General features: G+C 50.0%; 13 protein-coding genes and 2 pseudogenes. 12 read left to right on the plus strand and 3 right to left on the minus strand.

All coding sequences use genetic code 11. From position 1 onward, the window contains the following. Positions 1 to 330: pseudogene (locus LQ229_RS04975) on the plus strand (IS110 family transposase); the annotation flags it as partial. An 84-nt stretch (positions 331 to 414) separates the two neighbouring features. Further along, positions 415 to 1,020: pseudogene (locus tag LQ229_RS04980) on the plus strand (zinc-binding dehydrogenase); the annotation flags it as partial. A gap of 135 nt (positions 1,021 to 1,155) precedes the next feature. Here the strand turns inward: LQ229_RS04980 and LQ229_RS04985 are convergent. Then, a complete protein-coding gene (locus tag LQ229_RS04985; protein ID WP_230191089.1) occupies positions 1,156 to 2,109 on the minus strand; it encodes an L-lactate dehydrogenase in 954 nt (317 codons plus the stop codon). 205 nt (positions 2,110 to 2,314) lie between these two features. Here LQ229_RS04985 and LQ229_RS04990 point away from each other — a divergent pair, with 205 nt between their 5' ends. After that, on the plus strand, positions 2,315 to 2,614 hold the full coding sequence (locus tag LQ229_RS04990; RefSeq protein ID WP_230191090.1) for a Fe-S cluster assembly protein HesB: 300 nt from the start codon (positions 2,315 to 2,317) through the stop codon (positions 2,612 to 2,614). Between the two features lie 222 nt (positions 2,615 to 2,836). Here LQ229_RS04990 and msrA read toward each other — a convergent pair whose 3' ends face one another. Further along, on the minus strand, positions 2,837 to 3,811 hold the full coding sequence (gene msrA, locus LQ229_RS04995; protein WP_230191091.1) for a peptide-methionine (S)-S-oxide reductase MsrA: 975 nt from the start codon (positions 3,809 to 3,811) through the stop codon (positions 2,837 to 2,839). 239 nt (positions 3,812 to 4,050) lie between these two features. Between msrA and LQ229_RS05000 the strand changes: the two genes are divergently transcribed. From LQ229_RS05000 to nrdF, 6 genes are all read left to right on the plus strand, one after another. Beyond that, on the plus strand, positions 4,051 to 4,878 hold the full coding sequence (locus LQ229_RS05000) for a type II CAAX endopeptidase family protein (protein ID WP_230191092.1): 828 nt from the start codon (positions 4,051 to 4,053) through the stop codon (positions 4,876 to 4,878). A gap of 35 nt (positions 4,879 to 4,913) precedes the next feature. After that, positions 4,914 to 5,384 carry a GNAT family N-acetyltransferase gene (locus tag LQ229_RS05005; RefSeq protein WP_216541094.1) on the plus strand — a complete coding sequence of 157 codons (471 nt, stop codon included), beginning with the start codon at positions 4,914 to 4,916 and terminating at the stop codon, positions 5,382 to 5,384. A 406-nt stretch (positions 5,385 to 5,790) separates the two neighbouring features. Beyond that, on the plus strand, positions 5,791 to 7,062 hold the full coding sequence (locus LQ229_RS05010) for an MFS transporter (protein WP_230191093.1): 1,272 nt from the start codon (positions 5,791 to 5,793) through the stop codon (positions 7,060 to 7,062). 964 nt (positions 7,063 to 8,026) lie between these two features. Further along, positions 8,027 to 8,407, plus strand: a complete 381-nt coding sequence (gene nrdI, locus LQ229_RS05015) for a class Ib ribonucleoside-diphosphate reductase assembly flavoprotein NrdI (protein ID WP_216541096.1) — start codon at positions 8,027 to 8,029, stop codon at positions 8,405 to 8,407. A 10-nt stretch (positions 8,408 to 8,417) separates the two neighbouring features. Further along, entirely contained in the window at positions 8,418 to 10,472 is a 2,055-nt protein-coding gene (gene nrdE, locus LQ229_RS05020) for a class 1b ribonucleoside-diphosphate reductase subunit alpha (RefSeq protein WP_230191094.1), read from the plus strand. 92 nt (positions 10,473 to 10,564) lie between these two features. Continuing rightward, a complete protein-coding gene (gene nrdF, locus LQ229_RS05025; protein WP_216541098.1) occupies positions 10,565 to 11,560 on the plus strand; it encodes a class 1b ribonucleoside-diphosphate reductase subunit beta in 996 nt (331 codons plus the stop codon). A gap of 80 nt (positions 11,561 to 11,640) precedes the next feature. Here nrdF and LQ229_RS05030 read toward each other — a convergent pair whose 3' ends face one another. Beyond that, a complete protein-coding gene (locus LQ229_RS05030) occupies positions 11,641 to 12,504 on the minus strand; it encodes a transglycosylase domain-containing protein (protein WP_230191095.1) in 864 nt (287 codons plus the stop codon). A gap of 190 nt (positions 12,505 to 12,694) precedes the next feature. Between LQ229_RS05030 and LQ229_RS05035 the strand changes: the two genes are divergently transcribed. The 3 genes from LQ229_RS05035 (at position 12,695) to LQ229_RS05045 (ending at position 14,918) form a co-directional block, all read left to right on the plus strand. Further along, complete coding sequence (locus tag LQ229_RS05035) at positions 12,695 to 13,384, plus strand: response regulator transcription factor (RefSeq protein WP_230191096.1); 690 nt, start codon at positions 12,695 to 12,697, stop codon at positions 13,382 to 13,384. Beyond that, a complete protein-coding gene (locus LQ229_RS05040) occupies positions 13,374 to 14,507 on the plus strand; it encodes a HAMP domain-containing sensor histidine kinase (RefSeq protein WP_230191097.1) in 1,134 nt (377 codons plus the stop codon). The genes LQ229_RS05035 and LQ229_RS05040 overlap by 11 nt, the downstream gene beginning before the upstream one ends. A gap of 153 nt (positions 14,508 to 14,660) precedes the next feature. Next, positions 14,661 to 14,918 carry a hypothetical protein gene (locus LQ229_RS05045; protein WP_216541103.1) on the plus strand — a complete coding sequence of 86 codons (258 nt, stop codon included), beginning with the start codon at positions 14,661 to 14,663 and terminating at the stop codon, positions 14,916 to 14,918. Positions 14,919 to 14,922: the final 4 nt, after the last annotated feature.

The following is a 14,922-nucleotide window of genomic DNA, read 5'->3' on the forward strand; positions in this document are numbered from 1 at the left end:
GGTAAAAAAAAACGAAAGAAAAACTACCGAGGAAATAAGGGACTGAAAACCCTCCTTATTCAATGTGGCTGGTCCGCTATAAAAGTGAAAGATTCGCGAATCCCGGCCGTATATTTCAGATTAGTTAAACGTATGGGTAAACAAAAAGCAATTATGGCCGTTGCCCATTTACTATTGCGAATTATCTATGTCGTCTTGCGCGACAAGGTTCCGTATCAAGAGCTGGGTGCAGATTATTTAGGTTCGCGAGAAAGAAATATCGATTATTGGGTCCGTAAAATTCAACAAATGGGTTATGAAGTAGAGCTACGTGAGATAGTCCCAGCATAACTGTAACTTTATGGATATTAATGTTGCTTAGGAAACCTTTTCGGTCCAAGGGACTTTAGCGCTTTAATGTTAAATAGTTTATTTTCGTACAAACTTCTTGCTGATATCGCTAAATTGCAAAAAGGAGAAAATGTTCTCATTCACTCCGCTTCCGGCGGGGTAGGAACGACTGCAATACAAATAGCAAAAGCGTTAGGTGCAAAAAATATAATTGGAACCGTAGGAAATGAAAGGAAAATCCCTATGGCATTAAGTGCAGGGGCAAACCATACGATTTGTTACGAACAGGGTAACTTTGCTGATAAAGTGAATGAATTAACCGATGGAAAAGGCGTAGACGTCATCTTGGATTCTATTGGCGGGGATATAACTAAACAAAGTTTCAAGTGCCTTGCCGACTTTGGACGTTTGGTTGCATTTGGAAATTCAAGCGGGCAATATGGACAAGTACAAACCAATGACCTTCATGCAAGTTGCCGCTCGGTTCTTGGATTTAGTTTCGGAACAACCAGGAGAGAACGTCCTGAAATATTAAAGGAAACGGCAGTTCAAGTATTCCGTTTGTTAGAAAGCGGGCAGTTAGACATTAAAATTAGTGAAAGATTGCCGCTAAAAGAAGCTTCATTAGCCCATCAATTCGTTGAAAGCAGAGACAGCACAGGCAAAGTTTTGTTATATGTGGAGAACTGACAAATGCTCCAAAGATGGAAGGCGTTTATCATATCAATATAACATGTTGAATATGATAAACGCCTTTTTCGACCATTCTACTGTGGGCGGCATAATCGCCTCGACTGCGAAGGGCGGAGGGATGTTTGCGGGCGGTTACTTCATTATCGTATGTATCGCCTTTTTCAATACGTCGGCCGAGGCATGCAATTTCCGCATTTCGTCGTCCGACAGTTTCAATTCCACGATTTCCCGTATGCCGGCGCGGTTAATGACGGCCGGAACGCCGATATATACGCCGTCGAGCCCATATTGGCCCGTAAGCAAGGCGGATACGGAAAGAATCGAATTTTCGTTCCATAGGATCGCTTTCGTCAAGCGGGCAAGGCCCATGGCGATGCCGTAATACGTCGCGCCTTTCCGTTCGATGATATGGTACGCGGCGTCGCGCACATTGCCGAAGATACGGTCGAGTTCCTCCTGCGTCGGTTTGCCGTATTGTTCGCGGTAATCGTGCAGAGAGCGCCCGCCGATCGATGTGTTGCTCCATACCGGCAATTCGGTGTCGCCATGCTCGCCCATCACGTACGCGTGCACATTGCGCGAATCGAGCTGGAAATATTCGCCCAGCAAATATTTCAATCTGGCGCTGTCGAGAATCGTGCCCGAGCCGATGACCTGCTGCGCCGGCAAGCCGGAATATTTCCAGGTGGCATACGTCAGCACATCGACCGGATTGGTCGCGACGACGAATATGCCTTGAAATCCGCTTTTCATGACGTCGGCAACGATGCTCTTGAAGATGCGGGCGTTCTTGTCGATCAGATCGAGCCGCGTTTCGCCCGGCGCTTGATTGGCCCCTGCCGTAATGACGACGAGATCGGCGTCTTTGCAATCGGCGTAATCGCCGGCCCATACTCTCATCGATGGCGCGAACGGCAGCCCGTGGCTTAAATCCATCGCGTCGCCTTCCGCCTTTTGCCCGTTTTTATCGATGATGACGAGTTCCGAAGCGATGCCTTGATTGAGCAAGGCAAACGCGTAACTGGCCCCGACGAACCCGGAGCCGATCAATGCGATTCTCGTAACTTCCTTAGTCATTGCATTCATTGGCTAACCCCTTACACCTTTATTATTTTGAAACCGTACATGAAATGTATTGTACTATTTACCGGCGCAAGAGTAAATCGGGCCGAAAGCGGCACGGCTGCCGAAGGCGTTTGCGAAAAGCTCGATGATCGGCAAGTAATTGTAGGATTTTGGAAAGCGCGCGGCGAATATAATGAAATAACCTATTGAGAAGGGGTGTTGTGCAATGAAATTGATCGTCACGCCTGCCGCAGTATCTTGTTTCAAAAAAGAATGGGGGTTCCGCGAAGGGGATTCGATTCGAATATTCGTCAGATACAGCGGCGGTATGAGCCCGCAAGGACCATTTTCATTAGGCATCATAAGCGACACGCCCATCCAGGCAGCGGCTTCGACCATTGCAGAGCAAATTACGTTTTATATGGAACAGAACGACATTTGGTATACCGAAGGAGAAGATTTGCACATCGATTGTGAAGGGGAAGATATCGTATTTCGCATTTGCGGAACTCAAAACGGATCATAACGAGACAAGGTAAGCCGGGCGCAAGTATGCGCCGCATGGCTTACCTTGTTTGTTGCCGAGCGGTCGTAACGCCCTGATCGGCCACGCCGACCGCCGCCGGCAGCTTGTATTTAGTTTACTACATGGAAAGTGTTCCATGTCAAGACAATTTGTAAAAAAGGCATCTCATATTGGATAAAAGTTGGAAAATATGTGAATGCCCCGAGGCGGGCCGTCGATCGGCTACGACTCCTCGAACAGTTTGAGATATTCGCCATAGCCTTCTTCGGCCAGTTTGTCTTTCGGGATGAAGCGCAATGCCGCCGAATTAATGCAGTAACGCAATCCGGTGGGCGCCGGGCCGTCGGCGAAAACATGGCCGAGATGAGAATCGCCTTCCCGGCTGCGAACTTCCGTCCGGATCATAAAATGGCTCGTATCCGTTTTTTCCACGATATGGTACGAGCGAATCGGGCGCGTGAAGCTCGGCCAGCCGCAACCGGCGTCGAATTTGTCGCGCGAGCTGAACAGCGGTTCGCCGGAGACGACGTCGACATAGATTCCTTCCTCGTCATGGTCCCAGAATTCATTGCGAAACGGCGGTTCGGTAGCGTTATTCTGCGTGACTTCGTACTGCATTTCGGTCAAATGCCGTTTGAGCCGTTCTTGATCGCGGTTTACGCTCCAATGGCGCGCGATGAACGCGTCGCGGCCGGAACCGGTACGGTACCGCTTGTAATGCGACGGATTTTTCTTATGGTACTCTTGATGGTACTCTTCGGCCTCGTAGAACGTTTGGGCGGGCAGAATCGGCGTTACGATCGGCTTGTCGAAACGTCCGCTTGCGGCGAGAGCCTGCTTGGACGCTTCGGCCGCCTCTTTCTGCCGCTCGTTATGATAGAAGATCGCCGTTCGGTACGAGTCGCCCCGATCGTAGAATTGTCCGCCGCTGTCGGTCGGATCGATTTGCCGCCAATAAATGTCGAGCAGCTTTTCATATGGGAATATTTCGGGATCGAAGGTAATTTGCACCGCTTCATAATGTCCGGTGGTATCGGAGCATACTTCCTCGTAGGTCGGATGTTCCGTAACGCCCCCGGTATATCCGGAGACGACGCGCTCGATGCCCGGCATTTCCTCGAAAGGAGAAACCATGCACCAGAAGCAGCCGCCGGCGAATGTCGCAACCTCGTATTGCGTATTGCGTATATCGTTCATAAGTGGCATCACTCCTAATGTAGTGTCGTTTCGCTAATCACATTACTTTCATCATAATGCAAGGAACGTTGCGATACAAGTTTCCCCGTCCGTGAGCCCCGCTTCCCCGGTCTATGAGGATTTGCATATGAACATCGAGAGAAAAAATGGTATACTGTTGACATCGCTTTCTTTAGGTAACCGGCAACATGCAGCTTGTTCATGGTGAATGTGACCGATTTGAAAGGTTGGGGGACATTTTGTCGAAAAGCATCTTGTTTCTGATCATTGCCTTTGCGATCTCTTGGCTGCTCTGGGCGCCAGCCCTCTTATCCTCGGTCGGGGCGATCAAAATCATTCTGCCTACGGAACCGTTTGTCGTGCTGGGCGCATTCGGACCGAGCTTCGCTTCGATATTGCTGTCCTATCTGTACGAAGGGAAACAAGGCGTAATGGATCTGCTGCGCAAGGCGGCTCGATTTAAAGTAAGGGTGGGGTGGCATTTGCTCGCTTTGCTGCTCCTGCCGTTATTGTTTGTATTGGCATACGGTGTCTATTATTTGGCGCACGGGAAATTTTATACGAGCGAGTTGATTTCGGAGCCGAGGCTGATCGTACCGTTCTTTATCTATTCGTTGCTGCTTGGCGGCTCGCTGCAACAGGAATTCGGCTGGCGGGGATATTTGCTGCCGCGCTTGCAGCGCAAATGGAGCGCCCTCCGCTCAAGTCTCGTTCTCGGATTGCTCTGGAGCGTATGGCATGTTCCGCTATCTTTTATTTCCGGAACGATCCAAAGCTATATCCCGTTCTGGCTGTTTGCCGCCGCGATCGTCGCGCTGTCCGTTTTGTTCGCATGGCTTTACAACAACGCGGGCGAAAGCTTATGGATTACGATTCTCTTTCATACGCTGCTTGTATTGTCGTTCTCCGGCTTCCCGCTGATCGATATGGAGAAGGACGGAAGTTATGCCGGATTTTTATATTTTACGATCGCGTTATGGATAACCGCTGGCATCGTTGCGCTAACGTACGGCAGCAATTTGGTGCGCGCCCAAACGGGGCGGACGGCGAAGGATCTGGCCGGTTGACTGTAGCGGGGCGAGACTTCAGGAGGTAATTGAACATGAAATTGATTCCCGCAACAGATGAACTTTTCCATATTGATCTGGACATTATGAATTCGGACCCGTTCTTTAACCGGATATCCGCGAATAAGGAACGCTTATCGCCGGAAGAAGTCCGCACTGAAATCGATGAAGCGAAGCAAGCCGGCGCCGAACGATTCCTCGTACAAGACGGACAAGCGTATGTCGGCGTAGTCGAATATTTGCCGCTCAATCCGTCGGATCAATGCACTTGGCTCGGCCTTTTGCTGATCAAAAAGGAGTTTCAGTCTCTCGGTTACGGGACGAAGACGCTGCATTTGTTCTATCAATTCCTAAAGGAGAAACAGATCCGCACTTTTCGAATCGGCGTGATTGCGGAGAACGAACCGGCTCATCGTTTTTGGAAAAAACAAGGGTTTGTCGAAGTGAAAAAAGCGTTCTACAAAACAAATATCCCGATCATGATTTACGAAAAGGTGATGGACTGACCGTCCTTAATCAATGAGCGGCCGTCGACGAGACGGCCTCTTATTTCTTTCTACGAAAAAAGGGGCAATCCGGAGTTCATTTGTTGATATCGATCAGTGAGAGAGAATTAGCGGTATTTCATGGAGTTACAATTCGCAGGTCAGGCGGATGTATCGATGTTCCATAAATTAGCGGTAGTTTTTGGCGGTAATGCGGCGATTCCATGGTAAAGCTACAAATTAACGCCGGATTTTGGACTTATTTAGAATGTAATCCCGTACATTGCCTTCCGCCGACATACTGCATTTTTCTCTTGAGTTCGAAATGCAAATATGCTAGATTTACATATATGTTAAACATCCTATGTTTGGATGATTAAATCGTTCGATGACGAAAAACAATACGATAAGAAGAAGGCGAATAACAATGAAATCCAATCAAGGCATAGCAACAATGAAACAACAAGAGCAGGTGAGTCCGATCGCGCGTACAGGTATTTGGTTATTTATCGGAATATTGCTGATTGCGTCCACGCTGCGCGCGCCGATTACCGTCCTCGGTCCGATTGTGGGCGACATTCGCGACGACACGGACATTTCCAACACGCTTGCGGGCATGTTGACGACGTTGCCGCTATTAGCGTTCGCTCTCGTGTCGCCGCTGGCGCCCAGGATGGCTCGGCGCATCGGAACGAACCGATCGCTCCTGATCGGTCTGGCCGTCTTGACCGCCGGCATTGCATTGCGTTCGATTCCGTCCGTTCCGGCCCTGTTCGCGGGGACGGCGCTGCTTGGGATGGCCATCGCGGTTTCCAATGTGCTGCTGCCGAGTCTAATCAAGCGGGATTACCCCGCAAAGGTCGGCTTAATGACAGGGCTGTACTCTGTTGTCATGAACATGTGGGCGGCGGTCGCATCGGGCGTCAGCATTCCGGTCGCGCAAGGAATGGGGCTAGGTTGGCGCGGAACGCTGGCGATCTGGGCTGTTCTTTCGCTGATTGCGCTGGCCGTTTGGCTGCCGCAAGTGCGCCGCGACCGCGGACAGGCCCTTTCGCAAGCGGCAGGCGCCCCTGCCGGCAAGCTTTGGAGCTCGAGCCTCGCTTGGCAGGTAACGTTGTTTATGGGCTTGCAATCTTTTTTATTTTACGTTAATATCGCGTGGATTCCGGAAATCCTCGTATCAAGGGGGATGAGCCATGCATCGGCGGGTTGGATGCTGTCCATCATGCAGTTTGTCAGCCTTCCGTCCACGTTTATTATGCCGGTGCTCGCCGGCCGAAGTTCCAATCAGCGGGGGCTTGTGGTAACTATCGCGGCCCTGTTCCTGATCGGATACGCCGGTCTGCTCTGGGGCGGCAACACGCTCGCGCTGCTGTGGATTATAATGATCGGCATCGCCGGCGGGGCGGGCTTTAGTCTGGCCGTCATGTTCTTCGCGCTGCGCGCGCATCACGCAAGCCAAGCGGCGGAACTGTCGGGAATGGCGCAGTCCGTCGGTTATTTGCTGGCCGCCGTCGGACCGACGGTGTTCGGCTTTATGCATGATGCGACGCATGCTTGGACCGTTCCGCTGATCATGCTCATCGTGATAGCCTTTCTGCTTCTTGCCGCAGGATTTGGCGCCGGCCGCAACGCCTATGTCGATGCGCCGACGGTGAAATTCAAACACGCCTTTTCTAAGGATACATGTAAACATTGATGATAAAGGGTGTAACAGAGTCAACTTCATAATCCGCCACCGTTGATGGCACTGGCTTTTATTGAGCATATAGAAGGGGATGCCTCCCTGCATTTCGAAGGCGATCGCGCGGACCTGCGCTCCTTGTTTGGCGCTAACGAAACTAGCAATTCTTATTAGGCCCAAAATGAAGACGTCCCCATTCTAGCGAAAGTACGCATCCTTATTCATTGGAAATCGGCGGTTTTACCGCCTTTTTCCCCACATTAGCGTGTTTGTGTTTCGTTAGACATTGCAACATGATGATTTACAGGCGATTAGCGTGTTTCAGTTTCGTTAGCCCGCTCGGGCGGATCGTCTAGCCGCCAGCGGTATGATGGAGTGGATCCTGATCGCAGGCTTTACCTTTTTACCCCACGGGAATCGCTTGCCAGCACGCTGTACAGCTTCCATAACCTCTGCGGCAAATGATCGTTCAGGACTGCATGCAGCAATCCAATCCCGCCTCGTATGTAAAGAAGATAAGTTAGAGCCAACCTTTCAATGGTACCATAACGTTGTAAATTCGCATTTTCCCGACGCTACCCCAAAGTGAAAATATACGCAATCGTCCGTTTTCGTGAGAATAGGCTCTCGCTATGTCAAATCCATGTCGAATTATGCGGGAAAAAGCAGAAAAATATAGCTTGCTTCTTCACGGAAAAATAGGTATGCTACAAAATGAACCTATATTTAGTGTCTCGATTGTACGCTACGTACTATATGTGGGTGGTGTGCCCTATCGGATTCATATTTGGTGTCGAAATGCCCGGCGCCAAAGGATTTAGGTGCAGAGCACAGGGATGGACGATTGCAATGACAGTATGAACAAAATTGGTTCCTACGATATGTTTTTCTGTCTCCATTTCCTGCCCATCCTTTGCGATGGGTTTTTTCACTGCGTACATATTGATTCTATGAATCTAGCATCGGAGGTATAGCGGGTGTGCTGATCGTATTCGATTCAAAGACGGGAAACGTGAAGCGGTTTGTCGGGAAACTCGGGCTCGAATCCGCACAAATTGTTGACGGGCTGAAGGTGAACCGTCCGTTCGTCCTGATTACATTTACGACCGGATTCGGCCAAGTGCCGAAGTCGACGGCCGATTTCCTCGAAGAGAACGGGGAATGGCTTCAAGGGGTCGCCGTAAGCGGCAATATGAATTGGGGGGCAAGATTTGGGCTCGCTGCGGACCGAATATCGGACGCTTACAACGTGCCGATTCTAATGAAGTTCGAGCTGAGCGGTACGAATAACGATGTAGAACGAATGAAGCGGGAGGTTAATAACATTGTCATTGCAAATACCAAAATGGATACAGCTTAACAACGAAATAATGGTCCGCAAAAATGGAAACTTCCAATTTGAAAAAGACCGGGAGGCGGCCCGCAGCTATTTTGTCGACTATGTCAATCAGAATACAGTGTTTTTCCACGATCTGAAAGAAAAAATCGATTATCTTATCGAGCAGGAATATTATGAGAAGGAATTGTTCGATAAATACGATTTCAAGGAAGTCAAACAGCTCTACGACGATTTGTACAAGAAAAAATTCAGATTTCCATCGTTTATGAGCGCGTTCAAGTTTTATAACAACTATGCGATGAAAACGAATGACGGCAGCAAGTTTCTGGAACGGTACGAGGATCGGATCGCGGTCGTTTCTTTATTTTTGGGCGACGGGGATATGAACAAGGCGCGGGAATACGCGGATCTGTTAATCTCGCAAGAATACCAGCCGGCAACGCCGACGTTTCTCAATGCGGGCAAAAAACGCCGGGGCGAGCTCGTCAGCTGCTTCCTGCTGGAAGTGGACGATTCGATGAACTCGATCGGCTTTGCGATCAACTCGGCGCTGCAATTAAGCAAAATCGGCGGCGGCGTCAGCCTGAACCTGAGCAAAATCCGCGCGGCGGACGAACAGATTAAAGGGCTGGACGGCAAAGCGAGCGGCGTATTGCCTGTCATGAAGCTGTTCGAGGACGCGTTCTCCTACGCCAACCAATTAGGCCAACGCGACGGCAGCGGCGTCGTATACTTGAACGTGTTCCATGCCGACATTCACGAGTTTCTCGATACGAAAAAAATTAACAGCGACGAGAAGATCCGGATCAAGACGCTGTCGCTCGGGGTCGTCGCGCCGAACAAGTTTTTCGAACTGGTGGAAAAAGACAAGGACATGTACCTGTTCTATCCGCACACCATCTATAAAGAATACGGCAAACATATGGACGACATGGATTTGACGGCGATGTACGACGAACTGGTCGAGAACCCGAACATCCGCAAGAAAAAAGTGGTCGCGCGGGACTTGATTTTGAAAATCGCCCAAATTCAAATGGAATCGGGTTATCCGTACATTATGTTTGTCGATAACGCAAACGAATACCATGCGTTGAAAGAGATCGGCCGGGTCAAATTTTCGAACTTGTGCAGCGAAATCGCGCAATTGAGCGAAGTATCGACCATTAACGATTATAACGAGCCGGACGTCATTAATCGGGATATTTCATGCAACCTCGGTTCCTTAAACGTGGTGAACGTGATGAAGAACAAGCGGATGAGGGAAACGGTTCATCGTTCGATGGACGCGCTCACGGAAGTGACGGACCGGTCCAACATTCAAATCGTTCCTTCCGTCGCCAAAGCGAACAGCGAATTGCATTCCGTCGGACTCGGGGCGATGAATTTGCACGGATTTCTGGCGAAGAACAAAATCGCTTACGAATCGAAGGAAGCGAAAGATTTTGTAAGAACGTTCTTCATGATGCTCAATTTCTACTCTTTGGAGCGGTCGATGCTGATCGCCAAGGAACGGGGAATTACATTCAAAGATTTCGACAAAAGCGAATACGCGAACGGCAATTATTTCGACCGCTATTTGAACAACGATTATTCGCCGGTTACCGACAAGGTGAAGGAGTTGTTCGAAGGCCAGGAAATTCCGACGAAGGACGATTGGCAGCGGCTGAAAGAGCAAGTGCGGGAACATGGCGTGTATCACGCTTATCGTCTGGCGATCGCGCCGACGGGTTCGATCTCCTATCTGCAATCGTCCACCGCGTCGATCGCGCCGATTACGCAGAAGATCGAGGAACGGGAATACGGCGATTCCAAGACGATTTATCCGATGCCTTTCTTAAGCGAAGAAAATTTTTTCTTCTATAAAGAAGCGTACGATATGGATATGTTCAATCTGATCGACCTGGTGGCGGAAGTCCAAGTACATATCGATCAAGCGATATCGACTATTTTATATGTCAAAGACGACTTAACGACGAGAGATTTGGCGATGTATTATATTTATGCGCAGAAAAAAGGGCTGAAGACGCTCTATTATACAAGAACGAAGAAGAAAACGATCGACGAGTGCGTCAGCTGCGTCGTGTAATAGAACTAATAAGCGTATGCTTCCAAAGCAAGCCTTGTTACGCGGTTAGGCCGAGGAAGCATCGCTCACAAACGTTGTAGGAGGTCCACCAATTGAAAAGATTCGAAGCAGTGAACTGGAATTCGCCGGAAACGGATTACACCGAACTATTATGGACGCAGAACACGTCGCAATTTTGGCTGGATACCGAAATCCCGATCTCGAAAGATTTGAAATCGTGGTCGAAGCTGAACGACAGCGAACGATCGGCTTATATGAAAGTGCTGGGCGGGCTGACGCTGCTGGATACGGAACAAGGAAACGTAGGCATGCCGCTCATCGCTCAGCATGTGGAAGACAAGCAGAAAAAGGCGATTTTGATTTTTCAGGCGGCGATGGAAGAAATTCATGCGAAAAGCTACAGCACGATCTTCACGACCGTGGCCAGCTCGGAATTGATCCGCGAAACGTTCGACTGGGTGAAAGAGGACAAAAATTTGCAATACAAAACGGCGGTTATCGACGAGTTGTATAAATCGATTCAAGACGGGGACGGTCTAAGCCTTTACAAGGCGATGGTAGCCTCCGTCTTCCTGGAGAGCTTCTTATTCTACTCCGGCTTCTTCTATCCTTTATTCCTTGCCGGACAAGGCAAAATGGTGGCGAGCGGCGAAATTATCAAGCTGATCATTCGCGACGAGAGCGTGCACGGCGTATTCGTCGGCTTGCTGGCGCAGGAAGCGTTCGCCGGCTTGAGCCAGGAAGAACAACGGATCGCTTCGGCGTTCGTATACGAGCTATTGGACAAGCTCTATCATAACGAGCTGGAGTATACGGAAAAGCTGTACGACTCGATCGGGCTTACGCATGAAGTGAAAAAGTACATTCGATACAACGGCAATAAAGCGTTGATGAATTTAGGGCTTGAACCGTATTATCCGGAAGAGGAAGTCAACCCCGTCGTGCTGAACGGGATTCGCACCGAAACAAGCACGCATGATTTCTTCTCCACGAAAGGCAAAGGGTATCAGAAGGGGAAAGTGGAGCCGCTTCACGACGACGACTTCGTGTTCTTAAACCAAAGAGTGCAAGAATCGCAATTTGCGTAGTCTGGCATCGAATTGTAAAGTTAAAACGAACCGTCAGGGCAATCTCGCCTGACGGTTCTTCTTATTGGCTATATCATCCGCTATTTCCGCGTTAATTCGATCTTCTCCTGCATGGCCGCAAGCTTTTCTTCCTCCGTAATCATGCCAAGCCGTTCCATTCGCTCCAACACAACGGATTGCCTCTCCTTCGACCGGTTCCAATCTTTCAACGGCGAGTAATGCTCCGGCGCTTTGAGCATGCCGGCGAGCAGAGCGGCTTCGCTTAGCCGCATGACCGTTTTATGCGGGTCATGCCCGTTTGCCGTCTTGCCGAAATAGTAATCGGCCGCCGCTTCGATGCCGTATTGGCCGTGGCCGAAATAAATCGCGTTCAAATACATGGTTAGCAGTTGTTCTTTCGTATACGTTCGCTCCAAATAAAGGGCGATCGCCATCTCTTTCAATTTGCGAACCAATGTTTTGTCCTGCGTCAGAAACACATTGCGCGCGAGCTGCATCGTTATCGTGCTGCCGCCTTGAACTGTTTCATTGGCGATGGCGTTGACCCATACCGAGCGTGCAAGCGAGCGAATATCGACGCCGGGATGCCGGAAGAACCGGTGATCTTCGATCGCGACGAAAGCTTGCCATACGTAATCCGGCATGTCGTCGATTCGTACGGTCATAAGCGATTCCTCCGCATGTCCGGCCGCATGGCCGTCCGAAGCTGCGCCCGCGGCAAGGAACGGGGCTAGCTCTTGTTCGTCGACCATCGATTTGCCCGCCCGGAGGAGGGCGAACCAACCCGCCGCCAGCAAAGACGCGATAACCGCTAAAATAATGAGCCGTCTTGCGAAAACGGCGAATGTCCGATGTTTAGGTGAAGGTTTGCCGGATTGGTTCGCCTGCCGCTCCGGCAAGGATGAAGCGGTCCGCCGCATCGTTTCAACCCCATTTCTGCTCAAGTTGCACTAAATCTATGTCTTGCTTTCATTATATGGGGAAAGCCGCCGCGCCTCCTATCGGATAGCCTTTCAATCTGTCTTACAATACTGTAAGGAAAGTGTAATCGGCTCATCCATGTCGTTAAGGCGCGATTATGGTATGATACCTGTTAGAGCGTCTATAAGAGAAATGGCAATGGGAAGGTGCGATATGATTCATATTTTGGTCGTTGATGACGATAAAGAGATAGCGAATTTAATTTCATTATATTTAAAAAACGAAGGCTATCGCGTTTTGCGGGCGCATAACGGGGCGGAAGCGCTGCGTCTGCTCGCGGAGGAAGAAGTGAGCTTGATCGTGCTCGACGTGATGATGCCCGAATTGGACGGGATGGAAGTATGCCGAAGGGTGCGGGAACATTCGACGATTCCGATTTTGATGCTGAGCGCCAAAGCGGAAGATATGGACAAAGTGCTCGGATTGATGACAGGTGCGGACGATTATATGATCAAGCCGTTCAATCCGCTGGAATTGATCGCCAGAGTGAAGTCGTTGCTTCGCCGCTCCATTCAATACAACGCCGAGTCGAAAAACCAGGCGGAAGACGTGCTCAAAATTCATTCGGTCGAAATTAGCCGTAAAACGCATACCGTGACGGTGGAAGGGCGGCCGATCGCGCTTACTTCGCGGGAATTCGATATCTTGCATTTGCTGGCGAGCCATACCGGCAGGGTGTTCAGCGCCGAAGAAATTTTCCAATTGGTATGGAAAGAAAAATATTTCGCCTCCAACAATACCGTTATGGTGCATATTTGCAACCTTCGCGACAAGTTGGAGAAGGAAATCGGCTACAAGCTTGTGCAAACGGTATGGGGGGTAGGCTATAAAATTGAAGCGTAATGTCGTATATCCGATTCGATTCAAAATGGTGCTGCTGTTTTTTTTCAGTATCGTCCTGTCCGTGTGCACGGTATCCCTTTTGTACATCGCCGCGGCCATTCTGTCGGATTATTCTTCGATGCTTCGGTCCATACTCGCCGCATTGTATAATTTGTTCGGTATACCCATCGTAACGACCTTGGCCGGGGTTGTCTTTTTCGTCTTTTACGTGATTGTGTTGAGCCGGGGAAGCGTGCTGTATCTCCTTCAAATAACGAAAGCGGTGCAGCAATTGGCGAAGGGGAAGTTCGAGATGGAGATTCCTGTCAAAACCCGAGACGAGCTTGGCGATTTGGCCGACAATATCAACTTGATGTCCAGACAGCTCCATCAATCGATCACGGAAGAACGGATCGCGGTTCAAACGAAAAACGAGCTCATCACCAATGTATCCCATGATTTGCGTACGCCGCTCACGTCGGTGATCGGCTACTTGCGCCTGGTAGAGGACGACCGCTACAAGGATGAAGTGGAACTTCGGTATTATATCAACGTCGCTTACGAAAAATCCCGCCGTTTAGAGCGGTTGGTGAACGATTTGTTCGAGTATACGAGAATGAGCTATGGCGGCGCCAAGCTTGCTTTTACGGAGATCAATATCGTGGAATTGCTCGGCCAGTTAACGACGGAAGTTTCCCTCCAATGCCGGGACGAAAACCTCGACATCCGCGCGAAATTCGGCGCGGATAAGATCGTCATCATGGCAGACGGGGATAAATTGATGCGCGTCTTCGAAAATTTGGTGTCGAACGCGATCAAATACGGGAAAGCCGGGAAGAAGATCGAGATCGAGGTCGGCAAAGAAGCCGGCAGCGCCGTGATCCGCATCGTCAATTACGGCCCGCCGATTCCTGCGGTCGATTTGCCGCATATATTCGACCGTTTCTATCGCGTAGACAAGTCGCGTTCGGACGAAACCGGCGGCACAGGTCTGGGGCTCGCCATTGCGAAAAGCATCGTGGAATTGCATCACGGTTCGATCTCGGTCGCGAGCGATGCGGACCGAACCGTGTTTGAAGTAAGGCTGCCCGTGGCGAATTCCGCATCCCGGGGCGCGAAACCGGCCATACCGAATCCATCTTAAGCAATTCTTAAGAAATTATTATATAGCCCTTAAGCTATATCGGCTATAATGGCCAAGAGCATGGCTTAAGCGATACCGGGAGAGAGGAAGGGCCGCTGCCGGTCCGACATTCCGTTAGCAGTATTTTTGTTTCCCGGACGGGAGGGTTTTACATTGAAAACATACGAATTACGCCGCGGCGAATTGCAGCGCAGAGCGGCGGTATTAAAGCAATATGAATGTCATTGTTACCAAGTTTGTTACTACCTGCTTCGCAATGAAGAGAAGGCATTGCAAGCGGCGACGGCATGCATGAAGCATTTGTTCGGCGAAGTTTCGTTTTTCAACGGCGACGATGCGGAACGGTTGCGAAACATCCGCAGCATGGCGATACGGTTTTCCTTGTCGCACTACGGAGGAAATCCGGCGTGACGGT

The organism is Paenibacillus sp. CECT 9249 (assembly GCF_918697855.1).
Taxonomy (GTDB): Bacteria; Bacillota; Bacilli; order Paenibacillales; family Paenibacillaceae; genus MSJ-34.

What these genes read in the sequence shown, in the direction of transcription:
- LQ229_RS05005 (WP_216541094.1), top strand. Translation starts at nt 4,914, where the DNA reads ATGAAATTGATTCCCGCAACAGATGAACTTTTCCATATTGATCTGGAC.
- LQ229_RS05010 (WP_230191093.1), top strand. Translation starts at nt 5,791, where the DNA reads ATGAAATCCAATCAAGGCATAGCAACAATGAAACAACAAGAGCAGGTG.
- msrA (WP_230191091.1), bottom strand. Translation starts at nt 3,811, where the DNA reads ATGAACGATATACGCAATACGCAATACGAGGTTGCGACATTCGCCGGC.
- LQ229_RS04990 (WP_230191090.1), top strand. Translation starts at nt 2,315, where the DNA reads ATGAAATTGATCGTCACGCCTGCCGCAGTATCTTGTTTCAAAAAAGAA.
- LQ229_RS04985 (WP_230191089.1), bottom strand. Translation starts at nt 2,109, where the DNA reads ATGAATGCAATGACTAAGGAAGTTACGAGAATCGCATTGATCGGCTCC.
- LQ229_RS05035 (WP_230191096.1), top strand. Translation starts at nt 12,695, where the DNA reads ATGATTCATATTTTGGTCGTTGATGACGATAAAGAGATAGCGAATTTA.
- nrdE (WP_230191094.1), top strand. Translation starts at nt 8,418, where the DNA reads ATGGTCCGCAAAAATGGAAACTTCCAATTTGAAAAAGACCGGGAGGCG.